Below are 23,641 nucleotides of genomic sequence, written 5' to 3'. Positions count from 1 at the left end.
GGAAAGCGTGTTCCGGGGCGCTTTTCTTGCGCAACGCGCCCTACTCCATCACCTGAACCACGTCCGGAGCCATCATCTGCAGGCTTTTCAAACTGATTCTCTGCCACAGAATCTCCGGATCGTAGCGGATGATGATGGGATAGCGTTTTTCCGTGGATTGCTGTACGCGCTTGACCCACCTCAGGATGCACACAATCCCGGAAGAATTCACAAGCGTCAATTGCCTGAGGTCCAGCTTCACCGTATTCAGGCCCCTTGCCTGGATCGCCTCATGGAGGGACCCGAAATAGGGGTTTAATGTCTTGCCGGGCTCCTGCTCGGTGATGGCTCCGACGACGCGGATGAGCAGGCTGTCCTTGCCCACCTGCGTCTCGACCTTTACCGTTTTCGTCTCCAACGTCGGTATCTCGTACATGGCGTTTCCTTTGCTTCCGTCAATCCAGTTTATATAGTGCCGTCATGGAGACTTCGCTCCCTTCGATGTTCAACTGAAGGTCGGCCCGTCCTTCAAAGCGAACCCTTGCCAGCCCCACCTGGCTTTTTTCGTCCGTTCGCGTAGCGGCCTTTTCCAGCCTTTTGAGATACGCTTCTTGAGGAGAATACTTGTTGATGTCCTCGATCGTCCTTTTCAGCTCGGTAATGTTCTCCTCGCTGGCCGTATTGCTCACCTGCGCCTTGACCTGGTTCCCGCTGTCTTCGACGGCGATGCGGGTCAGGGCCTGGCGGCCGCTTGAATATTTGATGGCGTTTTCTAGGAGCTCGGTGATAATCAGAGCGATTCTCTGGGCCGCGAGAGGCTCGACGCAGCTCACGGCGAAAAAGGCCATCACAAAGGTTTGGATGCAGCTGATGTAGATCCATTCGGGCTGGAATTTGACTTCGATGTAGCCCGGCTTGGAGCGGGTGTGGATAGTCATAATGAACTCTCTTCCTTTTTCATGACTATGCAGGTTCGGTCGTCGTGCTGTTCTTCGGCCCACGAATCCACGGTCTCCATGAGACCGGCGATAATTCGCTCCGCGGGCAGGTCACGGTTTCGCTTGAGGTTGCTGGACAGGTTATCCAGGCCGAAGACCCGGCCTTCGGCGTTTCGCGCCTCGGTGATGCCGTCCGTGTAGAGCAGCAGGATGTCGCCTTTGTTTAGTCGGAACGTCCTTTCCCGGGTGCAGTAGCCGATGTCGTGAAAGACACCCAGCCAGCCACCGGGCGTCTCTATGCGCTCAACGGTTTGGGAGGCGTTCCGATAGATTAGAATTTCCTCGTGAGACCCCGAGTAGGTGAAATTCCCGTCCCCTTCCTCCCGCAGGATCATGGCCGTGATGTGCTTGTCGATGTTCAGCCGCTGGTGAATGTAGCCGTAAAGCATGCGGTTGAGGGTCAGGATGGTGTCCTTGGGGCTGTTTCCGTTTTTGGACATGCCAACGACGGTCTCGAAAACCGTCTGGGTAATCATCATCACGAGGCCGGACGTCAGGCCGTGGCCGGTCACGTCCCCGATGCTGATCCAGGTTTTATTGTGGGGGTCCTTGTGAAAGTCGAAAAAGTCTCCCCCGACCTCGCTCGCGGGCTTCATCATAGCCGAGAGGTCGTAGCCCGGTATCGTCACGGACGCGGGCAGCATAACCATTTGAATGTGCTCGGCGGTTTCCAATTCCGCTTTTTGATGTGCCGCCGTTTTTTCCGCTGCTAACAACGCCTGCGTTTTGCGGGACAGATCGTCCTGGGCGCGAAACGAAAAAACGGCCACTCCCACCACCAGGATGGCGGTGGCGATGAAGGCGGCGGTCGCCATTCGCCCAGTCATGCGATTCACCGCCTCGGTTTTCTGTTTCGCCTCCCCGACAGTTTGCGTCTCATGCTCCTTCCAAGCGGGAAGGAACTGCTCGCTCAGGCGCTCGCTCAAAGGCTCCGCCTCGAGGGCGAGCACCGCGATGGCCTGCACGGGATCGCTGTAAATGTGCTGGTAAAACTGGGCCCACGCGGTGGAAAGAGTGGCGATGTCGCCCTGAAGCGCGAAAGCCCTTGCCGCGGATTCACCCTCGCTCAACGAAATCAGCTGGTCGGCAAGCCCCGACAGCTTATCCTGGTAATCCAGGCGCTCGATGGGGCTTTCCCCGAGAGACTCGCCGCTTGCGGTGAGGCTCATCTCCCCCAGCAAAGCGATCTCCTTGACCTGGTTCTGGAGATTGTGCTCGGCCTGCCTTAGAAGGTCTTCCCGCTGCAGCGCCTTGTCGAGCTTCGTGAAAGCAACTCTTCGCTGGCCGACGCTCCAGAAATGGACGCCGATGTTGACGCACAGCATTAAAGCAATAGCGGCAAAGACCGCAAAAAGCTTCGCCTTGATGTTCATGCAGGCTTACCGGGCTACGGGATAGCCCGCTTGTCCGGGTTCCTTCCCCTCGACCTTGAGAACTTTCACCGAGTCGTCCGCCTGGTCGGCACGAATGTACCCGACGGCGTTGGGAACGCGCTGGACAAGCTGCTTGATCAGCACGTCCGAAGGGAAGGTTTTCGGCGGATTGACGTTGTTCCCGCGGATGACCTTCGCCGTCCAGTACTGCTTTAGCTGTGTTCCGGACATGTTGTAAATTTTGTCGAGAACGATTTCCCTCTCCTTGGAGCCTTCCTCGCGGCCGACGGTGACAATTCGGTCGCCGCCATTCCAAGACTGCTGGACGCCGAGAAAGATGTCCTTGAGCTTTGCCAGGGAAATATCGCTCACCGGGTTTTTCTTATTCACCACAATGGCCACCGCCGCCCGCCGTTTAGGCGGCGCCTTGGGTTGCGCTTCCGGTGTTTCGCTCTCCCGCTCCGTGGCCGGCTCCGTAGACGACTCCCCCTCGGCGGGTTGCTGTGGACTTGGGGCCAGCTCCGTGGACGACTCCTCCCCGGCGGGTTGCTGCGGACTTGGGGCCGGCTCCGTGGACGACTCCTCCCCGGCGGGTTGCTGCGGACTTGGGGCCGGAAACACCACCGTTGCGAGCGTCATGCACAACGCCAGAGCGATCGTTTTCCTGAACATGTTGCCTCTCGTTTTTTCGCCTTCCAGACGGTCCCGCCGCCCCGACGGACTTCTGGAACCCTCTGACGAACGTGTGCGTCCACCCTGCGGGCGAGCGCACCACGGCGTAGTTTTTCCACGTGTTCAAGCAATTTTCTTCAACACCCCGCAGGCAATCGAGTTCCTCTCAATTCGGAGGCCGACTTTCCAAAGCCACCACCCCGCCCGGGCGGGCGATTTGGTAGGCCGCAGCTTTTTCTGCGATGCACTGAAGCAGAAAACCTTACCAAAAAAAAAAGCGGAAGTCAAGAAAAAAATTTGCATTTTACTAACGGTTTCATGGTATCCTCATGAGGGCCAAACCATGAGCGAAACGCAACAGCGTCCGCGACGAAAGAAATTCCTCTGGGTGTTGATTGTCCTTCTCGTCATCGCCGCGGCGGCGGCATGGTGGGCGTGGAAATGCAGGGGGACCTGCGGGGTCGCACCGGGCGACGCTGCGTTCCTGCAAGAGCAATTCATCATCGCGGTGGCGCCGTTCTGGGCGTCGGACGCGAAAGCCATAAGAGAGGGCCGGACCATGCAGCGCCTGACGGGGGAGATACTTCGCAAGGAGCTGGAGGCCGAGGAAGGCGTGACGGTTTTGGTGGAAGGGATCGGCAGATCTCCCCGCACCGACGAGGAGGCGAAAATCATCGGCAAGGCGTTTCAGGCGGACATCGTCATCTGGGGGCACGTGTTCGTGTTTCAGGAGGGCATGGAGATTCGGCCCTACTTCACGACCCTGACGTCCCTTCGCTGGATTCGGGAAGAGGAGCACTCCATGGGGGCGTTCTTCACACTGCCCGAGCAGCGGGATAAGCAAAAAGCCAAAGTGGATGAGCTTCGCAACGTGGCGCTCCTTGTGGCGGCCGTCTATTACCAGGGCGAGCCCGACAAAGCGCTTCGCCTGCTTCAGAAAATCGCCCCTCCCACCGTGGAGAGCCTGCGGTGGCAGGGAAATATCCACTACATGCTGAACAAACATGAGGCGGCAGCGGATTTGTACCAGAAAGCCATCGCGCAGGCCCGCCGCGAGCGGTACGAGCGCCTCAAACCCAAGCTTGCGGGGACGACCGGGGAGGCGCCCGCGGAGGTTCCGGAGTCCCTCGCGCTCGACCCGATGGACTCCATGCTGTACGCCGACCTGGGATGGGTCTACAGCGAGCAGGCAAAATACGAGAAAGCGCTCGCGGAGTTCCAGAAAGCCGCCGCGCTCGACCCGAACAACGCCGACGCACAAGACGGCCTAGGGTGGACGTACTGCTACGGGGAAGAGTACGACTACGAGAAGGCGCTTGCGGCGTTTCAGAAAGCCGTCGATCTCGACCCGCAGTACACCGGCGAGGTGCACTGCGGCATGGGATGGGTGCACTATCACGAGGGGGGATGCGAGAAAGCCGTCGCGGAGTTTGAGACACCCGTTGCGGATCCCGCGACGGGCGCCGAATACCCGGCCGTCCAGTCCGAGTACAGCGACGTCTACATCCAGCTTGCTTACGCCTTCGCCCTTCACAGAGCGGGCCGGGGGGAAGAAGCTCAAACGCCTATAAAAGAATTGGTCAAGGTGTTCAGAGGCGACGAGGAGCCCGGATGGGCCGCGCCCCTTGCGTTCTTCTATCTCGGGGAAATCACGGAGGAAGATGTTCTCGAAGCGACAAAGAGCGACGACGAGACGCTCGAACAAGAGCAAAAATGCGAGGCGTATTATTACATGGGGATGGCACATTTGCTGGGCGTAGGGGCGCAGAGCGAAGCGCCTCAGCCGGAACGGAAGAAAAAAGCCCGCGGGTATTTTGAGAAATGCCTCGCGATCGGCACAACGACCGTACCGGAATACCGGAGCGCCAAACGCGAGTTGAAGCAACTTTAAGAAAATAAAGGAATTAGCGGCTTATGAAAAAGAAAATCCTCTGGGCGGTGATTGTCCTTCTCGTCATCGCCGCCGCGGCAGCATGGTGGGTGTGGAAATGCGGGGGGGCATGCAAGCTCGGCCTGAGCGACGCTTCGGCCCTGCAAGACCAGGAAGAGCACTTCGTCATCGCGGTGGCGCCGTTCTGGGGGTCGGACGCGAAGGCCGTTGAGGAGGGCTTGGCCGTGCAGCGCCTGGCGGAGAAGACGCTTCGCGAGGAGCTGGGGACAGAGGAAGGCGTGGCGATTCTGGCGGAAGAGGTGAAAAAACCTCCACGCACCGACGAGGAAGCGAAAAAGTTCGGCGCGGCGCTCCAGGCGGACATCGTCGTCTGGGGGCACGTGTTCGTGTTTCAGGAAGCCATGGAGATACGGCCCTACTTCACGGCCCTGACGCCCCTTCGCTGGCTTCGGGAAAAAGAACGCTCCATGGAAGTGCTCTTCGCCCCGCCCGATGAGGGAGGGATGAAAAAGACCGAAGTGGACGAGCTTCGCAACGTGGCGATCCTCGTGGCGGCGGTGTATTACCAGAACGAACCCGACAAGGCGCTTCGACTGCTTCAGAAAATCGATCCCCCCACCGCGGAGAGCCTGCGCTGGCAAGCCAACGTATACTACATTCTGAAGAAATGGGAAAAGGCGGAAAGTTTGGCGGAAGAAGCCCTCGCGCTGGCCCGGGAAGAGCGGTTCGGCCACCTCAGGCCCGAGGACGCCATACTCCTGAGCGACCTCGCGTGGCTTTACTTTGAGCAGGCAAAATACGAGGAGGCGCGTGCGAAGTTCCAGAAGTCCCTCGAGCTCGACCCGGAACACGTCGAAGCGCTCAGCGGTATGGGGTGGCTTTACTACTTCGACGAAGACTATGATGAGGCGGTTGCGGAGTTCCAGAAGGCCGTCGAGCTCGATCCGAACAACGCCGAGGTGCACAACGGCCTCGGGTGGGTTTACTACCACGAGGGGAGATACGAGGAGGCCGTCGGCGAGTTTCAGACGACCATCACAGATGCCACGGGCGCCGAATATCGCAAGGCCGTAGAAGTCGATTACGACGACGTCTACGTCCAGCTTGCCTGCTCCCTCGCCCTCCTCAAAACGGGCCGGGGGGAAGAAGCTCAAGCGCACATGGAAGAGGCGGCAAGAATGTACAAAGGCATAGCGGAAGCCGAATGGCCCGCGCCCCTTGTGCTCTTCTACCTCGGGGAAATCACGGAAGAAGAGGTTCTCGAAGCGGCGAAGGTCGACGACGAGACACTTGAGCGAGAGCAAATATGCGAGGCGTATTATTACATGGGGATGGCGTATGCGCTGGGCGTGGGGCCGTCCGGCGGCGCCCCCCAACGGAATCGGCAGGAAACAGTCCGCGAATACCTCGAAAAGAGCCTCGCGACCGATGCAACAGACCTGCCCGAATACCGGAGCGCCGAGCGGGAGCTTGAGCAGCTTCAAGGAGGAGCTTAGGAAACCGCACCGGCCTCGCCTCTTGCGGCCCGTTCAGCGGCTTCGGACTTCCGCCCCCGGCGTTCTACGGCTCGCCTGAAAGGTAAATCCATGAGTAAAACGCAAGGACGGTCACAACGAAAAAAAATTCTCTGGGCGGCGATTGTCATTCTCGTCATCGCCGCGGCGGCAGCATGGTGGTTGTGGAAATGCGGGGGGACCTGCAAGCTCGGCCTGAGCGACGCTTCGTCCCTGCAAGACATGGAAGGACAATTCATCATCGCGGTGGCGCCGTTCTGGGCGTCGGACCCGAAGGCCGATGAAGAAGGCCGCTCCATGCAACGCCTGACGGGGGATGCGCTTCGAGAGGAGCTGGAGGCCGAGGAAAGCGTGACGATTTTAACGGAAGGGATCGAAGAGCCTCCCCGCACCGACGAGGAGGCGAAAACCCTCGGTGAAGCGCACCATGCGGACATCGTCATCTGGGGGCAGGTGTTCGTGTTTCAGGAAGGCTTGGAGATCCGGCCCTACTTCACGACCCTGACGTCCCTTCGCTGGATTCGGAAAGAGGAGCAATCCATGGGAGCGTTTTTCACCCTGCCCGAGCAGGAGGAGATGCAAAAAACCAAAGTGGCCGAGCTTCGCAACGTGGCGCTCGTTGTGGCGGCCGTCTATTACCAGGGCGAGCCCGACAAGGCGCTCCGCCTGCTCGAGAAAATCGATCCCCCCACCGTGGAGAGCCTGCGCTGGCAGGGCAACATCTACTACATGCTGAGCAAACAGGAAGAGGCGGCGGATTTGTACTTAAGAGCCATCGCGCAGGCCCGCCGCGAGCGGTACGAGCGCCTCAAGCCCAAGCTTGGGGAGGGGCGCGAGACCGTTGCGGCCGGGGAGGCGCCCGCGGAGCCTCCGGAGTCCCTCACGCTCGACCCGAAGGACTCGATGCTGTACGCCGACCTGGGATGGGTTCGCTTAGAGCAGGTGAAATACGAGGAAGCACGTGCGGAATTCCAGAAAGCCGCTGAGCTCGACCCGGGCAACTCCGACGCGCACGACGGCCTGGGGTGGACGTACTGCTACGGGGAAAAATACGAGTACGAGAAGGCGCTTGCGGCGTTTCAGAAAGTCATCACGCTCGACCCGCATTACGCCGAGGTGCGCAACGCCGTGGGATGGCTGCACTACCACGAGGGGGAATACGAGAAAGCCGTCGCGGAGTTTGAGATGCCCGTTGTAGATCTCGCAACGGGCAACGAAAATCCGGCCATCAAATCCGAGTACAGCGACGTCTACATCCAGCTTGCTTACTCCCTCGCCCTCCACAGAGCGGGGCGGGGTGAGGAAGCTCAGACGCCTATAAAAGAATTGGCAAAGTTGTTCAGAGGCGACGAGAAGCCCGGGTGGGCCGCGCCCCTTGCGTTCTTCTACTTGGGGGAAATCACGGAGGGAGATGTCCTCAAAGCGGCGGAGGCCGACGACGAAGAACTCGAACAAGAGCAAAAATGCGAGGCGTATTATTACATGGGGATGACGCATTTGCTGGGCGTTGGGGCGCAGCGCGATGCGTCCCAGCCGGAACGGGAGAAAAAAGCCCGCGAGCATTTTGAAAAATGCCTCGCGACCGGCGCAACAACAGTACCCGAATACCGGAGCGCCGAGCGGGAGCTGAAGCAGCTTTAAAAAAAAGAAATCGCGACTCAATGAATAAGAAAATCCTCTGGGTAGCGATCGTCATTCTCGTCATCGCCGCGGCGGCGGCATGGTGGGTGTGGAAATGCGGGGGTATCTGCGGGGTCGCCCCGGGTGACGCTTTGTCCCTGCAAGACCAGGAAGAGCACTTCGTCATCGCGGTGGCGCCGTTCTGGGGGTCGGACGCGAAAGCCGTGGAAGAGGGCCGGGCCGTGCAGCGCCTGGCGGAGAAAACGCTTCGCGAGGAGTTGGGGGCCGAGGAAGGCGTGGCGATTCTGGCGGAAGAAGCTGAGGAGCCTCCCCGCACCGAGGAGGAAGCGAGAAATTTCGGCGAAGCGCTCCAGGCGGACATTGTCGTCTGGGGGCACGTGTTCTTGTTTCAGGAAGGCATGGAGATTCGGCCCTACTTCACGACCCTGGCACCCTTTCGCTGGCTCCGGGAAAAGGAACGCTCCGTAGAGGTGCTCTTCGCCCCGCCCGAGGAGGGAGGGGTGAAAAAAACCGAAGTGGACGAGCTTCGCAACGTGGCGCTACTTGTGGCGGCCGCTTACTACCAGGACATGCCCGACAAGGCGCTTCGCCTCCTTCAGAAAATCGAGCCCCCCACCGCGGATAGCCTGCACTGGCAGGGCAACATTTACTACATCTTGGAAAACTGGGAAGAGGCGGAGGGCTTGTTTGAAAAATCCCTTGCGCTGGTCAATGACGAGCGGTACGGTCACCTCAGGCCCGAAGACGCCGCGCTCTTGAGCGACTTCGGGTGGGTTTACTACTACGAGGGGAAATACGAGGAGGCGCTGGCGAAATTTCAGGAAGCCGTCGAGCTCGACCCGGAGGACATCGAGGCACACAACGGCATGGGCGACATTTACTATATCCAGCGCCGCTACAAGGAGGCGGCTGCCGAGCTGTGGAAAGCCATCGCCCTGGAGCCGGAAAACCCCGAACCCCACAACAGCTTGGGATGGGTGTACTGCGACCAGAGCGAATTTGGGGCGGCCATCTCGGAGTTCCGGAAAGTCGTCGAGTTCGACCCGAAACACGCCGATGCGCACACCGGCTTGGCGTGGGTTTACTACCACCAGGGGGAATACGAGAAGGCTGTCGCGGAGTTTGAGACGCCCGTTGTAGATCCCGCAGGCGCCGAACATCGCACGGCCATTGAGGCCGTATATGGGGACGTCTACCTCGGATTTGCCTACTCTCTTGCCCTCCTCAAAACGGGCAGGGAGGAAGAAGCTCGAGCGCACATGAAAGAAGTGGCAAGAATGTACAAAGGCATAGCGGAAGCCGAATGGCCCGCACCCATTGCGCGCTTCTACGCCGGAGAAGCCGCGGAAGAAAAAGTCCTCGAAGCGGCGGAAAGCGACGACGAGGAAATCGGCCGCCGGCAAAAATGCGAGGCGTATTACTACATGGGAACGGCGCATTTGCTGGGTGCAGGGGCACCGAGCGATGCGCCCCTGCCGGAACGGGAGAAGAAGGCCCGCGGGTATTTTGAGAAATGCCTCTCGACCGGTGCAACGATAACGCCCGAATACCGGAGCGCCGAGCGGGAGCTGAAGCAGCTTTAAAAAAAGAAATCGTGATTCATGAATAAGAAAACCCTCTGGACGGTAATTGTCTTTATACTCATCATAGCCGCAGCGGCGGCATGGTGGGCGTGGAAGGCCCTCGCCCCCCTTTTCCCTCTCCCGTTGGAAGAGAGGACGGAAGTGGAGAGGGAAGAAGAAAAATTCGTCATCGCGGTGGCACCGTTCTGGGGACCGGACGAGACGGCCATGGAAAAGGGCCGGGCCATGCAGCGCATGGCGGAGAAGACGCTTCGCGAGGAGCTGGGGGCCGAGGAAGGCGTAACGATTTCAGCGGCGGAAGATGCTGACGAACCTCCCCGCACCGAGGAGGAGGCGGAAACCCTGGGCGAAGCACTCCAGGCGGACATTGTCGTCTGGGGGCACGTGTTCATGTTTCAGGAAAGCATGGAAATTCGGCCCTACCTCACAACCTTGACGCCCCTTCGGTGGTTCCGGGAAAAGGAGCGCTCCGTAGAGGTGCTTTTCGCCTCGCCCGAGCAGGGGGGGGTGGAAAAAACCGAAGTGGACGAGCTTCGCAACGTGGCACTCCTTGTGGCGGCGGCTTACTACCAAGACATGCCCGACAAGGCGCTTCGCCTGCTTCAGAAAATCGACCCCCCCACCGCGGAGAGCCTTCGCTGGCAGGGCAACGTTTACTACATTCTGGAAAACTGGGAGGAGGCGGAGGATTTATTTGAAAAATCCCTCGCGCTGGTCAGCGACGAGCGGTACGGCCACCTCAGGCCCGAAGACGCCGTGCTGCTGAGCGACCTCGGGTGGGTTTACTACGGCCAGGGAAGGTACGAGGAGGCGCTGGTGAAATTTCAGGAAGCCGCCGAGCTCGACCCGGATGACATCGAGGCACACAACGGCATGGGCGACATTTACCATATGCAGGGCCGCTACGAGGAGGCGACTGCCGAGTTGTGGAAAGCCGTCGCCTTGGAGCCGGAAAACCCGGACCCACACAACAGCCTGGGGTGGGTGTACGCGGACCAGAGCGAGTTTGGGGCGGCCATCTCGGAGTTCCAGAAAGCTATCAGACTCGAACCGGAACACGCCAATGCGCACAGCGGCCTGGCGTGGGTTTACTACCACCAGGAGAAATACTGGGAAGCCATCCAAGAATTCCAGGCACCCGTCCTTTGGGATCCCGAAAGCGCCGAATACCGCACGGCCGTGGATGTCGAATATGATGACGTCTATGTCCAGCTTGCCTACTCCCTTGCCGTCTTCGAAACGGGCAGGGAGGAAGAAGCTCGAGCGCACGTGAGTAACTGGGGAAAAACACCCGAAGACGCCGGATGGCCCGCGCCTCTTGCGCGCTTCTACATCGGGGAAATCACTGAGGAGAAGGTTCTCGAAGCGACGGAAAGCGACGACGAGGAAACCGATCGACGGCGAAAATGCGAAGCGTATTACTACATGGGTATGGCGCATTTGCTGGGCACGGGGGAGCCAAGCGATGCGCCCCTGCCGGAACGGGAGAAGAAGGCCCGCGAGCTTTTTGAAAAATGCCTCGCGACCAACGCAACGATAATACCCGAATACCAGAGCGCCGGGCGGGAGCTGGAGCGGCTTCACTAGGTGCGTACATCCACCGCGCGGCCATGGCCACGCTACGACGACGTAAATCTACGCCCACTTGCAGCCCCAAAAGCCCCATGGCACAATAGGGCTGATAGCCGAGGAAGAAGGCGGAAAGTCCGAAGCGGCGGCTGAAAAACGGTTGAAACTGGTAAAGCGAAATTATACATCGGTTGAGATATCCTTTGTTTTCAGTTGCTTTCAACACTTGGGCCGCTAGCTCAACTGGCAGAGCAACGGACTCTTAATCCGTAGGTTGCAGGTTCGACTCCTGCGCGGCTCATCCCGTATGGAGGCCGTACGGAACCCGTATGGAAACCGTACGGAAGGAGATGCGGGCGGCGGAAAGATTTCCCGGGCGAAAGTGGCGGAACTGGCAGACGCGCGGGACTTAGGATCCCGTCCCTTCGGGGGTGGGGGTTCAAATCCCCCCTTTCGCACCCTTCGAACAACAGAAAGAGCATTCACCGTATGAACGTCCAGATCGAGAACCTCAGCGCGTGCAAGAGGCGCCTCAGAATCGAGGTGCCTCGTGACGACGTCCAGGTGACGTTCGACAAGGTCGTGGCCGAGATGCGCCGCGAAGCCGACTTGCCGGGTTTCCGCAAGGGCAAGGCGCCCATAGACCTCATCAAGCGCCGGTTCCATCAGCAGATCTCCAAGGAGGTGCTCGAGCGCATCATCACGGAAAAAGTCTCCCAGGCGCTGAAAGATGCTTCGATCGAGCCCGTGGGAAACCCCGTCTTAACCGAGCAGCCCGACTTGGCGCTCTCCGAGTCGGGCCCCACGGTCGACTTCCGCTTCGAGGTGGACATCGAGATTCACCCCGAAATTTCCCTGAAGCGTGTTCGCGGCCTTTCCCTGGCCAGGAAATCCGCCAAGGTCTCCAGCGAGGAAGTGAAAAAATCCCTCGAGGCGCTGCGCGAGCGCGTGGCGAGCCTTGTGCCCGTCGAGGGCCGCGCCGCGCGCAAAGGCGACTTCGTAGCCGCGGACGTGGAGAGCGAGCGGGACGACGCCAAGCCGAAGAAGGAAACCGTGACGCTTTCCCTGGACGACAACCTGGAGCCCACCTTCCTCAAGGAGCTCCTGGACGCGAGCCCGGGCGATGTCAAGGAATTCTCCGTCGACTACGGCGCCGAACATCCGGACAAGACGGTGGCGGGTAAGACCGTTCGCTACCGGGTGGAGGTCAAGGCCGTCAAGGAGAAGCGCCTTCCCGAACTGGACGACCAGTTCGCAAAACAGATCTCGGACGAGCTCACCTCCCTGGCGGAGCTCGAGGAGCAGCTGAGAAAGGACCTGGAGGCGCAGAAGCAGAGGGACGTCCGCAAGGACCTGGAGGAGCAGGCGCTCGCGGCGCTCATTGCCGAGAATCCGGTCACGATTCCTGAGACGTTCATCGAGCGGCAGATGAGAGCCCAGACGGAGCAGGCCGCCCAGGCGCTCGGCCAGCGCGGCATCGACCCCCGCGACCCCTCCTTCAACTGGAAAGAGATTCACGAAAGCGGCCGTGAAGAGGCCCTCAAGCGAGTGCACGCCGCGCTTCTTCTCGGAAAAATCGCCGATACGGAAAAGATCGAGGTCTCGGAGGAAGAGATTTCCCGCGAGTTCGAGCGCATGGCGCAGGTCGTGGGCCTCCCGGCCGACGAGATGCGCCGGCACTACAAGCGCGAGAAGGACGCTATGGAAAACCTCCGCGCGCGCCTGCGCCGCCAGAAGGCTACCGATTTCCTCCTCGCACATGCTACAATAGCCCTTGAGCCGCGCGAGCCTTCCCCTACGGGGGAGGCCGCGTGAGGCGCGCAGAAAGAAAGGAACATGATGATGCCCCTCATTCCGATAGTGGTCGAGCAGACCCCCCGCGGGGAGCGCGCGTACGACATCTACTCGCGCCTCCTCAAGGACAACATCGTCTTCATCGGCACGCCTGTCACGGACGACATCGCCAACGTGGTCATCGCCCAGATGCTCTTTCTCGAAGCCGAAGACCCCGGCAAGGACATCTACGTCTACGTCAACTGCCCCGGCGGCTCCGTCACGGCGGGGCTCGCCATTTACGACACGATGCAGTTCGTCAAGCCCAACGTCTCGACCATCTGCATCGGGCAGGCGGCGAGCATGGGCGCCCTGATCCTTTCGGCGGGAACCGAGGGCAAGCGGTTCGCGCTCCCCAACTCGCGCATCATCATCCACCAGCCCCTCGGGGGCTTTCAGGGACAGGCCTCGGACGTCAGCATCCAGGCGCAGGAGATTCTCCGCATCCGCAAGCGCCTCAACGAAATCCTCGCCAAGCACACGGGGCAGCCGCTCGATAAGATCGAGAAAGACACCGACCGCGACTTCATCATGGCGGCCGAGGACGCCCTGAGCTACGGCATGGTGGACAAGGTGCTCGAGCAGCGCGACCTGGTAGATTTCGAGGAGCGGAAAAAGTAGCGGCCGCGACTCGTCGCGGACTTGCCGCGCTTGCCGAATTTTATCCGCCTCCAGGAACCGTCGGACGGCGGCCCGCCGGAGCTTACTCAGGGCTCAACCCAAGGCAAAACGCCTACACGCCCGTAGCGTACTCTTCCCTCAAGCCGCCCGGAAATGCAAACGCCCTGAACCCTTGTTATGGCCCGGCAAAACCCTGGGCGTCACGGGCGCGCGCCGATTTGCTGTATAATGGACTTTGCACTATCCAACGGCACGTTATCCTTCAGGCGCGGCTTTCAACCCGGGCCTGGAGCAAACAAGGAGCGTACACCATGCCTGCAAGACGAAACTTCTGGAAATCCACCGTGGGCGCGGCGGGGCGCGGGCGGCTCGTTTCGGGGGCCGTTTTCTGCACGCTTGCATCCTTTCTGACGCTGGGATGGGGCTCTGAGATGCCCCCTGCTCCTGAGGGCAAGGCTCCTCCGCCTGGAAAAGAGGCAGCCATGAAAGCCGTCAAGCTTCCCAAGGCGCGGACCGAGAGCGACGTGTCGCTGGAAAGCACTTTCCTTACGCGCCGCTCCGTACGGAGCTACAAGAACGAGCCCATTACGCTCGAGGAGCTCGGACAACTGCTTTGGGCCGCTCAAGGAATCACGCATCCCGACGGCCTGCGGACGGCCCCGTCGGCCGGGGCGCTCTACCCGCTCGAGCTCTACGTAGCCGCGGGCCGCGTGGAAGGCCTCACCCAGGGGGTCTACAGCTATGACCCCCACAAACACACGCTTCGGCCGGTGGCGGAAGGAGACATGCGAGCGGCGCTTTCCGCCGCGGCTTTGGGACAGGACCCCGTCAGGAGGGGCGCCGCGGTGCTCGTCTTCTCCGGTGTCCACCGTCGCACGACGATAAAATACGGTCGGCGAGGCGTCCGCTACGTCCACATTGAAGTCGGCCACGCCGCCCAGAACGTCTGCCTCCAGGCCGAGGCGCTCGGCCTCGGCGCGTTGACCGTGGGAGCTTTCGACGACGCCAAGGTCCACGGCCTCCTCAAGATGGGCGACGGGGAAGAGCCGCTCTATCTGATGCCCGTGGGCAAGCCCTTCTGAGCAGGCCTCCCCTCGATACTCCGCTACGGCAAGATCCTTACGCGGCAAGACGAGGCCTTCTTACGGTAAGATTCTACCCGGCGCGATGCGCGTCGCTTGACAATCTTTGCAAAAGCGGCTTTAATAGGAGGCGAGTTACTCAATCATGGCTTTAGTGCAGCATTACGGAACCGGAAAACGGAAGACCGCCGTGGCGCGGGTCTACCTGCGTCCCGGCGGAAGCGGCAGGGTCACGGTCAACCGGCGCGCCCTCGAAAAGTATTTCCCGGTGGAGCGCCATCGTGTAACGGCCGTGGCTCCCCTACGTCTCACGGGCACGGAGAACGAGCTCGACATCCAGGCGCGCCTGCACGGCGGCGGCGTCTGCGCCCAGGCCGAGGCCCTTCGGCACGGCTTGAGCCGGGCGCTGATCGCGTACAAAGCCGAGCTGCACGAAACGTTGAAGACGGCAGGCTACCTGCGCCGCGACGCGCGGGAGAAGGAGCGCAAGAAGTACGGCCAGCCCGGCGCGCGCAAGCGCTACCAGTACTCCAAGCGCTAGCAAGAGGGCTTTCCTTCACAACACCACATGCCCGAGCTAAGCATTCAAGAATTACTCGAAGCGGGGGCCCATTTCGGGCATCGCGCGGAACGGTGGAACCCGAAAGTCGAGCCCTTCATTTTCGACAAGCGAAACGGCATCCACATCATTGATTTGCAGAGAACCGATCCGCTTTTCCAGAAGGCATGCGACTTCGCGCGCGAAATTACGGCCCAAGGCGGAAACATCCTGTTCGTTGGCACGAAACGGCAGGCGCAGGAGGTCGTGATTCGGGAGGCGCGGCGCTGCGGGATGCCGTACGTCGCCTACCGCTGGGTGGGCGGGACGCTCACGAACTTCGGCATCATTCGCCGTTCCATCGAGCGCCTGGGCGAAATCGAGACCCTGACGCAAGGCACCGGGTGGGAGCGAATCCCCACGAAAGAGCAGATGGACATCCGCCGCCAGCAAGAAAAATTGTTTCGCCTCTACCACGGCCTGCGTGAGGTAAACCGTATGCCCACGGCGCTGTTCGTGCTCGATGCGATTCGCGAGCGGATCGCCGTGCTCGAGGCCAACCGGATGGGCCTGCCCGTCATCGCCATCCTGGACACGAACTGCGATCCCGATCTGGTGCAGTATCCCATTCCCGGAAACGACGACGCCATTCGCTCCATTCAGCTCTTCACCTCCCGCTTTACCGACGCCGTCGTCGAAGGGCTCGCGGAGCGGCGCGACCGCTCCCTCGAGCAGGAGAAGCGCGACACCGAAAAGGAAGAGGAGGAATTCTACACCGGCCGCTCCATCGCCCTCTCGCGTTCCCTCTCGCTCGACTCGGAAGAAGACTTGAACGTCAACCTCGAAGAGGAAGACAAATTTCTTTCGACTCCTCGGCAGCCGACTCCGCCAAAGGGGGTATCAAACACTCTCGACGCTGTCGGAACAAGTCCGAGCCCCCCGCCCGAGCCCGGCCAGGAAGACAAGGACGACGCCCCGCCACCGAAGGCAACCACCCCGCGCGCCGAAGACGGCGACTAATCCCGCGATTCCTTTTTATGCCCGTTTCGATCGAAGACGTAAGTCGGCTGCGCGAAGCCACGGGAGTCGGGATTCTCAAATGCAAGCAGGCACTCGAGCGCGCCGGGGGTGATTTTGAGAAAGCCGTCCGCATTCTCCGCGAGGAGGGACTCTCGACGGCGGTCAAAAAGGAGGGACGCAGGGCGGCCGAAGGTGTCGTGGCTTCCTACATTCACGCCGGCGGAAAACTGGGAGTTCTGGTCGAGGTCAACTGCGAGACCGATTTCGTGGCCCGGAACGACGTCTTTCAGGCGCTCGTCAAGGACATTACGATGCACGTCGCGGCCTCCGATCCGCGCTGGCGGACGCGCGAGGACGTGCCCCCCGAGGTGGTCGAGCAGGAGCGCGCCATCTACCGCGCCCAGGCGGAGCGCGACAAGAAGCCCCCGCCGGTGACCGAGCGAATCGTCGAGGGCCGCATCGAAAAATTCTACGCGCAGACCTGCCTGTACGAGCAGCCGTTCGTCAAAGACCCCGAGATGACGGTCTCGGAGCTCATCCGCACGAAAGTTGCGGCGATCGGTGAAAACATCGTGGTTCGCCGCTTCATCCGCTTCAAGCTGGGCGAGACGCTCTCGGAAGACGCAGCCCCCGCGAAGTAGACGAACGGAGCTCATTTCATCCCGCCTCATGGGCGGGACGCCCCTCCCCGCTTCCGCGAAGCCGCTCTCGTCTTGTTCCGCAGCAGGGCTTGTGCTAGGATAATACCATGACCGCGGCACAGCTTGTTCCGTTCGACGACTCGGAGGTGCAGCGTATCAGCCGTTTCCCGATATTCGCCTCCCTGTCGCGAGGCGAGCTGGAGAGCGTCCTCTCGAAAGGCGAGCGCACGCGCTACAGCAAGGGCGAGACCGTATGCCTGGAGGACGAGCCCGGGGACGTTTTTTACCTCGTGCTGCGCGGGAAGGTGAAGATATCGCTGTTGTCGAAGGAGGGCAAGGAAGTGATAGTGAGCACGAGGCGGGAGGGGGAGTTTTTCGGGGAGATGGCGATAATCGAGGGGAAGACGCGGTCGGCGTCGGTGGCGGCGCTTGAGGATACGGAGATGATCGGGTTCGGCGAGACGTCGTTCATGGAGCTGATACACCGTCACCCCGGGATAGCGCTGAAGCTATTGCAGTCGCTGTGCGCGCGTTTGCGGGAGGCGGACGTGAAGATACGGACGCTGGCGCTGCTGGACGTGTACGGGCGGGTGGCGCGGACGCTGCTGGATTTGGCGAGGCGAGAGGGGGAGGAGGCAGAGGACGGGAGCCTGGTGTTTCAGAGGCCGACGCAGGAGGAGATAGCGAAGATGATCGGGACGTCGCGGGAGACGGTGTCGCGGACGATGAAGGTGCTGGAGGAGAGCGGGTTTTTCGAGGGGAAGGGGAAGCGGCTGCGGATACCGCCCGAGTCGCTCGGCAGCGGCTCCATCTAGGACGCGGCGGGAGGAAGAGGTGGTTTCTTTTATCCTGGCGTCGCGCTCGCCTCGGCGCGCGGAGATTCTGAAAACACTCGGGATTCCGTTCCAGACTGTGCCCGCGGCTGTCGACGAGTCGCCGAAGGAGGATGAAGAGCCGGAAGCTTACGCGCGCCGCATGGCGCTCGCGAAAGCCCACGCCGTAAGCGCGTCCACCTCCCTCGGCGCGCCCGGGGACGCGCGGTATCCCGAAGCCCTGGTTCTGGGCGCCGATACGGTGGTGTATATGGAAAACGGGACTCGGAAAAACCACCGACGCATTATGGGCAAGCCCGCCTCCCCGCAGGAGGCGCGCGAAATGCTCGCCGCCCTGGCCGGGAAAACTCACCGCGTCACGACGGCGCTCACCTTCGTCCGCCGGCGTCCTCCGTACGAAGCCTGCGAGACCGAAAGCACACAAATCACCTTCCGCTCGCTGGAGAGGGAAACCATCGAACGCTACGTCGCAACGGGCGAGCCTTTCGACAAGGCCGGCAGCTACGGCATCCAGGGGCTGGGAGGAATCCTCTTGGTGGACTCGCTCCGCGGCTCCTACACGAATGTCGTCGGGCTGCCCGTCGGGTTGTTCAAAAGAATGCTCCGCGAAGCCGGAGGAAACCCTTGAGGAACGCGCAACGAAATTTCAGAAGAAGTTTCTTGTATATGCCGTTTCCGTGGAAACATCCATTGGCTGATGGTCAATAGCGTGCAGAAAGTACAGAGGGTACGGTAGGTACATTGAAATCCCTATCTGCCGCCGGGCTGTTTTGCTGAAAAGACCGCATCTCCCCCTTTACCAAAGGGGGAAACTTGTGGAAAGCTTTTCAACAGAGTGTCGCCGGGCGAGTTTCTGCACCCAGCCTTGGCGGGGCGCCCGCCGCTACTCTTTCGGCGCCGCCGCGTCTTTGAAGGTCGAAATGGCCTTTTCGAGCTCCCGGATGACGAAGGGAATACCTTGGTCTTCCGGCCTGTTTTTTAGAATATCCTGCTCTTTTTGGAGTCGGGCTTCGAGCACGGGCAGCACCTCTTTGTCCCCCAAAAGCCGCAGCACGATGACCGTGTTCATGCGCGTGTAGGTGTTCGCGGAATTGAGGTAATGGGAGCGCAGCTCATGGACGTACTTGTGCGCCTCGACCTCGTTTTCGCGGCGTAGCCTCCGAATCAGGATCATGAGGTGTTGCGCGGCGAGCTGCCGCACCCACTTGTCGTGAATGGAAACGTGAATCCCCAGAAAATTCATGAGCGCCTTGATGCTGTCCTCGGTGCGGAAATGGCGCAGGCTGTTAATGCACGCACGCTTGAGGGCGTTCGGCGTCGTGTCCGTCTGCGCGAGTTCGATGAGCGGGGCGATGGCCTTGGCGTACTGGATGTCCCCGAGCACAAGGACGGCGTCACGGCAGAGATTCGCATCGCTGCGCTTTTCCCGGAGAAGGAGCAGGAGCGCCTCGCCCACCTCCTCGGTCCGGTCGGGAGGAACGGGCTCCTTGAGGTCTGGCAGGTGCGAGCGAAGCCTTTCGTACGAGCGTGCAAGAAACGTTGCCATGCCGGAATTTTCCCCTTAGATGTTTTAAATGTTATAAAAAAAGACTATAGTCGAAACGGGGCTTAAACTCAAGGGCGGGAAACATTTTTGACGCGAACGCGCAGCCCCTCACGCAGGTTCTCGCCCCCTGCAACGACCACAGCGTCGTTGTTTTGCAGACCTTCGAGCACGATCACCTCGCCCGGGTCCTGGCCGTCCTCCGGCTCGCCGGTGCGGACGCGCTGCCGCACGGCGCGCTCGTCTTTCACTTTCCACACGGCCGTCGCCCCGTCCGCCGCTTGAAAAAACGCCGAGCGCGGAATCGAAGGCGCGGCCGGCTCGGAGGTCTCGAAGGAAGGCGCGGCCCCTTCGCGCAGGAAGGTCACGCGCACACTCATCTCTGGAAGCGCGCCCGCGGGAATTTTTTCGAATTGCACCTTGACCAGCACGGTGGCTTTCTGGCGGTTCGCCGTGGGCACGATCTGGCGCAGCCGCCCCGGGTAGGCTTCTCCCGGTCGGGCGTCAAGGCGAATCTCGGCGGGCTGGCCCTCGCGCAGGTTGGGAAGCTGGGCCTCGGTGACGTCCACCTCGCCTTCGAGCGTCGCAAGGTCGGCAAGCGTGATAAGTCCCCGGGGCGTGGCGGTCGTGCCCACGGGAGAGATGGACGCGACCGCTTCGCCCACCTCGATGTCCCTGTGGAGCACGAGCCCCGCAAACGGCGCCCTCAGCTCGGTCAGCGCGAGCTGGCTTTCGAGGTATTCCGTGCGCGCCTCGTGCACTTCGACTTGGCTCGAGGCGCGCTCGACCTCGGACGCCGAGACGAAGCCTCCGCCAAAAAGGGCGCCCAGCCGCTCCGCGTCGCGTCGCGCCTGCTCGAGGTGAGCGCGCTCTTCGGCGAGCTGTGCGCGCAAATCGGTGCTTTCGAGGCGTGCGTAAACCTGTCCTTCCTCCAAAAAATCACCCTCTCTCACGAGCACCGCCTCGACGCGCCCCGAGAGGCGGGTGCCGAGCCCCGCCTGCCTCTGCGCCACCAGGTAGCCGCTCGCGGTGAAAAGCTCGTTCGTCTCCGACGCGGACATGCTGCGAACGGTTACGACCTCGACCTTCGGCGGAAAGAGGCGGTCGTAGAAAACATAGAGCGCCGCCCCGGCGGCGGCGAGACACACGACCGCGATGACCGCGCCCAGCCAGCGGCGCCGCGGCTTGGGCGCAAACGCTTCCTCCGCGCGATGGATGACGAGAGCCGACAGGTCCGGTTTGGTCGATGCCATGGATGCCTTGTTTAAGCTCAATTATAACCGAAATCACATTTTTTTGCCGCCCGGCTGCCGTTGGGCCGTAATCCGCAATCTGCGTTTTCCCATGCAAGATCCAGAGTTTTGTGTAAATTCCGCTGCCGCGTCCCTCCCGGCGCGGTTGACCGCCGGGCGCTCCATACCTTAACCTTATTACAGCTATGCCTATGGACCGCCAGGGCGCTTTCCCCTTCCTGAATCCGCGTGAGTTCCGGCTGACGGAATCCCACGCGGACGACGTCGCGCTCCTCAATCGCCTGCTCGGCGACCTCCTTCGCGAGCAGGGGGAAGGAGACGTCCTCGAACTGCTCCATGCCCTGTGCGCAAGTGCGGGCACGTCCGCCAAGGCGGACTGTACGAAGACAGGCACGGAGAAAATCATAAGGATTCTCCGGGCCTTCACCATCTTCTTCCATGGGCTCAACAAGATCGAGGAAAAGGAAACCATCCGGGTGAACATGTTGCGGCAGAACCTTCCCGCCAGCGCGTCCCGCCCGGAGTCGATCGCCGCGGCCCTCTCGGAGCTCCGCGGCCTCGGGATCGACGCCTCGCAAATCCAGGCGCTCCTCGAGGGCCTTGAAGTCATCCCGACGTTCACCGCTCATCCGACCGAGGCACGGCGCCGGGCCGTGCTCGACGGACTCAACGCCATAGTGCACTGCCTCGCGGACCGGATGCTTTCCGCCGGCGTTCCGACGCTCGACGAGCCGCTGGAGCGCGCCGCACGCATCGAGCGGGACCTCCGAAGGCTCCTTGTCCAGCTCTGGGAGACAAGGGAGATCGCGCCGCATTCCGTCACGGTCGAAGAGGAGGTGGCGAACGCCTTGTACTTTTTCGAGCAGACGGTCATTCCGGTGGCCGTATGGCTGCACCAGGACCTCAAAGCCGCCCTGGAGGCGAACTACCCGGGCGAGACTTTCTCCCTTCCCGTCGTCCCGCGCTTCCACTCATGGGTCGGCGGTGACCGGGACGGCAACCCGAACGTCACTCCCGAGGACACATGGCGCACCCTGCACGCCCACAAGGCGCTGATCCTCGACCACTATCTCGCCGAAATCGACCGCGTCGAGCGGGACCTTCACTTGAGCAGCAAACTGGTTCGGGTGGATCCCGAGCTGCTGAAATCCCTCGCAAAGGACGACGCCGAGCTGCCGCTTCCGCCTTCCCTCAGGGAGCGGCTCGCCGACGAGCCCTACATCAGGAAACTCGCCTACATACGCGAGCGGCTCAGGGCGACGCGGGAGCATGTTCATGGCCTCAAGGACTTCCAGTTCAAAGACGACGATGTACCCATGCGCGATACGGCCTACGGCAACAGGGCTCAATTTATAGCCGACCTGGAACTTTGCCGCCGCAGCCTCATAAGCCATGGCGCCGCCCGCCTGGCCGAGAGCGGGCCGCTCGCCGAGCTTGCCCTGAAGGCCCGCCTCTTCGGGTTCCATCTCGCCTCGCTTGACGTCCGCGAGCACAGCGAGGTCCACGAGGAAGTGGTCGGGGAGCTCCTGGAGGCCGCGGGCGTCCTCGGCTCCGCCCGTTACGCGGAGCTCGACGAGGCGGAGCGTGTGGCCGTCCTCACGCGCGAGCTGAAGTCGCCGCGCCCCCTTGTTCCAAGACACTGGAAGGGCTCGGAGAGGACGCGAGACTTGCTCGAGCTCTTCCGGCTCATCCGCCACGCGAAGCGTCATCTTTCCCGCAAGTCGGTGCTGGCCTACGTCGTCAGCATGACCCACGGGGTGAGCGACATCCTCGAGGTCCTCCTTCTGGCAAAAGAAGGCGGTGCGCTTCGGACGCGGGGCAATCCGCCGACGTGGCACTGCGACATCCACGTGGTGCCGCTCTTTGAAACCATCGAGGACCTCGGCCGCTGCCCCGACCTTGTGCAAGCCATGCTCAAGCACGAGGTCTATCGGGCCTCCATCGAGACGAAGGGCAGCCTGCAGGAAGTCATGCTCGGCTATTCCGACAGCACGAAGGACGGAGGATTCCTCGCGGCGAACTGGGCGCTCTATCGCGCGCAGGAGCGCCTGGCGGCGGCGTGCCGCGAGGCGGGCGTCTTCCTGCGCTTGTTCCACGGCCGCGGCGGCACCGTCGGACGCGGCGGCGGGCGCGCGAACCGCGCCATCCTCGCCCAGGCGACGGGGAGCCTCGGAGGTCGCGTGCGCTTCACCGAGCAGGGCGAGGTCGTCGCGTTTCGCTACAGCCTGCCGCCGCTCGCGAACCGCCACCTCGAGCAAATATTCAACGCCGTCATCCTCGCGAGCGCTCCCGGACGCGGGCAGCCGGACGTTGACCCCGCATGGCCGGAAGTTATGGACCATCTCGCGGACCACTCGCGCCGGACCTACCGGAAGCTCGTGTACGACGATGCGGATTTCTGGTCCTTCTATTGCCAGGCCTCGCCCATCGCCCACATCAGCCATCTGCCCATCGCGTCCCGCCCGGTTCACCGGCCCACGGGAGGCGGCGCCGAGGACGTCGGGCTTCACTCGCTCCGGGCCATCCCGTGGAACTTCGCCTGGACCCAGAACCGCTACTGCGTGCCCGGCTGGTACGGGGTCGGGAGCGCCCTCGAGGCCTTCGCCGGCGAAAGCGACGAGCGGCTCCGGCTCCTCAGAAAAATGCACCGCGAATGGCCGTTCTTCCAGGTGCTCATCGAAAACGCCCAGATCGAGCTCGTGCGGGCGGACATGGACACCGCCGCCCTGTACGCGGCCCGCACGCAGCCCAAGGGATTGGGGAAAAAATTTCACGAAACCATCCAAAGCGAATACCGCCGCACCAAGGAGTGGGTGCTCAAGATCATCGAGGACGACCGCCTGCTCGCGCACGCCGAGCCCGTCCTGAGAACCGTCGAGATGCGCAACAGACTGCTGCGGCCCCTGAGCGAGCTTCAGATCGCCCTCATGGACGCCTGGGACGCGCTGCCGGAGGACGACCGAGGGCGCGAGCACTGGCAGGAGGCGCTGCTCCTGAGCGTCACAGCGGTCGCCGCCGCCATGCAGAGCACGGGATAGCCGAGGTCAGCGTGCTGTT

At 61.7% G+C, this 23,641-nt stretch carries 20 protein-coding genes and 2 tRNA genes; 16 read left to right on the top strand and 6 right to left on the bottom strand.

Annotated elements, in window-relative coordinates; all coding sequences use genetic code 11:
- Window positions 1-40: 40 nt before the first annotated feature.
- The 4 genes from JSV08_04070 to JSV08_04055 are packed head-to-tail and all read right to left on the bottom strand — an operon-like array spanning window position 41 to window position 3,022.
- Entirely contained in the window at window positions 41-415 is a 375-nt protein-coding gene (locus tag JSV08_04070) for a hypothetical protein (protein ID UCF81595.1), read from the bottom strand.
- Between the two features lie 19 nt (window positions 416-434).
- Window positions 435-917 carry a hypothetical protein gene (locus tag JSV08_04065; protein ID UCF81594.1) on the bottom strand — a complete coding sequence of 161 codons (483 nt, stop codon included), beginning with the start codon at window positions 915-917 and terminating at the stop codon, window positions 435-437.
- Window positions 914-2,350, bottom strand: coding sequence for a PP2C family protein-serine/threonine phosphatase (locus JSV08_04060; protein UCF81593.1), 1,437 nt, complete (start codon window positions 2,348-2,350; stop codon window positions 914-916). The genes JSV08_04065 and JSV08_04060 overlap by 4 nt, the downstream gene beginning before the upstream one ends.
- A 6-nt stretch (window positions 2,351-2,356) precedes the next feature.
- The gene (locus tag JSV08_04055) at window positions 2,357-3,022 is read right to left on the bottom strand and encodes a hypothetical protein (GenBank protein UCF81592.1); all 666 of its coding nucleotides are present in this window, start codon (window positions 3,020-3,022) and stop codon (window positions 2,357-2,359) included.
- 343 nt (window positions 3,023-3,365) lie between these two features.
- Between JSV08_04055 and JSV08_04050 the strand changes: the two genes are divergently transcribed.
- From JSV08_04050 to maf, 15 genes are all read left to right on the top strand, one after another.
- On the top strand, window positions 3,366-4,913 hold the full coding sequence (locus JSV08_04050) for a tetratricopeptide repeat protein (GenBank protein ID UCF81591.1): 1,548 nt from the start codon (window positions 3,366-3,368) through the stop codon (window positions 4,911-4,913).
- A gap of 23 nt (window positions 4,914-4,936) precedes the next feature.
- Entirely contained in the window at window positions 4,937-6,409 is a 1,473-nt protein-coding gene (locus tag JSV08_04045; GenBank protein UCF81590.1) for a tetratricopeptide repeat protein, read from the top strand.
- A 90-nt stretch (window positions 6,410-6,499) separates the two neighbouring features.
- Window positions 6,500-8,068, top strand: coding sequence for a tetratricopeptide repeat protein (locus JSV08_04040; GenBank protein UCF81589.1), 1,569 nt, complete (start codon window positions 6,500-6,502; stop codon window positions 8,066-8,068).
- Between the two features lie 20 nt (window positions 8,069-8,088).
- Window positions 8,089-9,651 carry a tetratricopeptide repeat protein gene (locus tag JSV08_04035; protein ID UCF81588.1) on the top strand — a complete coding sequence of 521 codons (1,563 nt, stop codon included), beginning with the start codon at window positions 8,089-8,091 and terminating at the stop codon, window positions 9,649-9,651.
- 18 nt (window positions 9,652-9,669) lie between these two features.
- Entirely contained in the window at window positions 9,670-11,238 is a 1,569-nt protein-coding gene (locus JSV08_04030; GenBank protein ID UCF81587.1) for a tetratricopeptide repeat protein, read from the top strand.
- Between the two features lie 210 nt (window positions 11,239-11,448).
- Window positions 11,449-11,521, top strand: a tRNA-Lys gene (locus tag JSV08_04025).
- Window positions 11,522-11,596: 75 nt separating this feature from the next.
- A tRNA-Leu gene (locus tag JSV08_04020) sits at window positions 11,597-11,678 on the top strand.
- A gap of 31 nt (window positions 11,679-11,709) precedes the next feature.
- Window positions 11,710-13,035 (top strand): trigger factor, encoded by a 1,326-nt coding sequence (gene tig, locus JSV08_04015; GenBank protein ID UCF81586.1) that lies wholly within the window; start codon window positions 11,710-11,712, stop codon window positions 13,033-13,035.
- Between the two features lie 27 nt (window positions 13,036-13,062).
- Window positions 13,063-13,674, top strand: a complete 612-nt coding sequence (clpP, locus tag JSV08_04010) for an ATP-dependent Clp endopeptidase proteolytic subunit ClpP (protein ID UCF81830.1) — start codon at window positions 13,063-13,065, stop codon at window positions 13,672-13,674.
- 431 nt (window positions 13,675-14,105) lie between these two features.
- Window positions 14,106-14,756 (top strand): SagB/ThcOx family dehydrogenase, encoded by a 651-nt coding sequence (locus JSV08_04005; protein ID UCF81829.1) that lies wholly within the window; start codon window positions 14,106-14,108, stop codon window positions 14,754-14,756.
- Between the two features lie 145 nt (window positions 14,757-14,901).
- On the top strand, window positions 14,902-15,297 hold the full coding sequence (gene rpsI / locus JSV08_04000) for a 30S ribosomal protein S9 (GenBank protein ID UCF81585.1): 396 nt from the start codon (window positions 14,902-14,904) through the stop codon (window positions 15,295-15,297).
- A gap of 27 nt (window positions 15,298-15,324) precedes the next feature.
- Window positions 15,325-16,314 (top strand): 30S ribosomal protein S2, encoded by a 990-nt coding sequence (gene rpsB / locus JSV08_03995; protein UCF81584.1) that lies wholly within the window; start codon window positions 15,325-15,327, stop codon window positions 16,312-16,314.
- A gap of 17 nt (window positions 16,315-16,331) precedes the next feature.
- Window positions 16,332-16,955 (top strand): translation elongation factor Ts, encoded by a 624-nt coding sequence (tsf, locus tag JSV08_03990; protein ID UCF81583.1) that lies wholly within the window; start codon window positions 16,332-16,334, stop codon window positions 16,953-16,955.
- 107 nt (window positions 16,956-17,062) lie between these two features.
- A complete protein-coding gene (locus tag JSV08_03985) occupies window positions 17,063-17,770 on the top strand; it encodes a Crp/Fnr family transcriptional regulator (protein UCF81582.1) in 708 nt (235 codons plus the stop codon).
- A gap of 19 nt (window positions 17,771-17,789) precedes the next feature.
- Window positions 17,790-18,416 (top strand): septum formation protein Maf, encoded by a 627-nt coding sequence (gene maf, locus JSV08_03980; protein ID UCF81581.1) that lies wholly within the window; start codon window positions 17,790-17,792, stop codon window positions 18,414-18,416.
- 255 nt (window positions 18,417-18,671) lie between these two features.
- Here the strand turns inward: maf and JSV08_03975 are convergent, their stop codons facing one another.
- Both JSV08_03975 and JSV08_03970 read right to left on the bottom strand, forming a co-directional pair.
- Window positions 18,672-19,334: a hypothetical protein gene (locus JSV08_03975; protein ID UCF81580.1), complete on the bottom strand. Its 663-nt coding sequence runs from the start codon at window positions 19,332-19,334 to the stop codon at window positions 18,672-18,674.
- Between the two features lie 68 nt (window positions 19,335-19,402).
- Window positions 19,403-20,584, bottom strand: a complete 1,182-nt coding sequence (locus JSV08_03970) for an efflux RND transporter periplasmic adaptor subunit (GenBank protein ID UCF81579.1) — start codon at window positions 20,582-20,584, stop codon at window positions 19,403-19,405.
- Window positions 20,585-20,775: 191 nt separating this feature from the next.
- On the opposite strand from JSV08_03970, the gene ppc reads away from it, so the two are divergent.
- Window positions 20,776-23,622 (top strand): phosphoenolpyruvate carboxylase, encoded by a 2,847-nt coding sequence (gene ppc / locus JSV08_03965; GenBank protein ID UCF81578.1) that lies wholly within the window; start codon window positions 20,776-20,778, stop codon window positions 23,620-23,622.
- Window positions 23,623-23,641 lie beyond the last annotated feature (19 nt).

The organism is Acidobacteriota bacterium, from assembly GCA_020349885.1.
Lineage (GTDB): Bacteria > Acidobacteriota.
This window is presented reverse-complemented; position numbering and strand designations above follow the sequence as displayed.

Bases quoted from the DNA above. Each gene is read 5' to 3' on its own strand.
- JSV08_04005 (UCF81829.1), top strand. From the start codon at position 14,106: ATGCCCCCTGCTCCTGAGGGCAAGGCTCCTCCGCCTGGAAAAGAGGCA.
- rpsI (UCF81585.1), top strand. From the start codon at position 14,902: ATGGCTTTAGTGCAGCATTACGGAACCGGAAAACGGAAGACCGCCGTG.
- JSV08_03985 (UCF81582.1), top strand. From the start codon at position 17,063: ATGACCGCGGCACAGCTTGTTCCGTTCGACGACTCGGAGGTGCAGCGT.
- JSV08_04045 (UCF81590.1), top strand. From the start codon at position 4,937: ATGAAAAAGAAAATCCTCTGGGCGGTGATTGTCCTTCTCGTCATCGCC.
- JSV08_04040 (UCF81589.1), top strand. From the start codon at position 6,500: ATGAGTAAAACGCAAGGACGGTCACAACGAAAAAAAATTCTCTGGGCG.
- tsf (UCF81583.1), top strand. From the start codon at position 16,332: ATGCCCGTTTCGATCGAAGACGTAAGTCGGCTGCGCGAAGCCACGGGA.
- JSV08_04030 (UCF81587.1), top strand. From the start codon at position 9,670: ATGAATAAGAAAACCCTCTGGACGGTAATTGTCTTTATACTCATCATA.
- ppc (UCF81578.1), top strand. From the start codon at position 20,776: ATGGACCGCCAGGGCGCTTTCCCCTTCCTGAATCCGCGTGAGTTCCGG.
- JSV08_03975 (UCF81580.1), bottom strand. From the start codon at position 19,334: ATGGCAACGTTTCTTGCACGCTCGTACGAAAGGCTTCGCTCGCACCTG.
- JSV08_04035 (UCF81588.1), top strand. From the start codon at position 8,089: ATGAATAAGAAAATCCTCTGGGTAGCGATCGTCATTCTCGTCATCGCC.
- clpP (UCF81830.1), top strand. From the start codon at position 13,063: ATGCCCCTCATTCCGATAGTGGTCGAGCAGACCCCCCGCGGGGAGCGC.
- JSV08_04065 (UCF81594.1), bottom strand. From the start codon at position 917: ATGACTATCCACACCCGCTCCAAGCCGGGCTACATCGAAGTCAAATTC.
- JSV08_04050 (UCF81591.1), top strand. From the start codon at position 3,366: ATGAGCGAAACGCAACAGCGTCCGCGACGAAAGAAATTCCTCTGGGTG.
- JSV08_04055 (UCF81592.1), bottom strand. From the start codon at position 3,022: ATGTTCAGGAAAACGATCGCTCTGGCGTTGTGCATGACGCTCGCAACG.
- JSV08_04070 (UCF81595.1), bottom strand. From the start codon at position 415: ATGTACGAGATACCGACGTTGGAGACGAAAACGGTAAAGGTCGAGACG.
- rpsB (UCF81584.1), top strand. From the start codon at position 15,325: ATGCCCGAGCTAAGCATTCAAGAATTACTCGAAGCGGGGGCCCATTTC.
- JSV08_04060 (UCF81593.1), bottom strand. From the start codon at position 2,350: ATGAACATCAAGGCGAAGCTTTTTGCGGTCTTTGCCGCTATTGCTTTA.
- JSV08_03970 (UCF81579.1), bottom strand. From the start codon at position 20,584: ATGGCATCGACCAAACCGGACCTGTCGGCTCTCGTCATCCATCGCGCG.
- tig (UCF81586.1), top strand. From the start codon at position 11,710: ATGAACGTCCAGATCGAGAACCTCAGCGCGTGCAAGAGGCGCCTCAGA.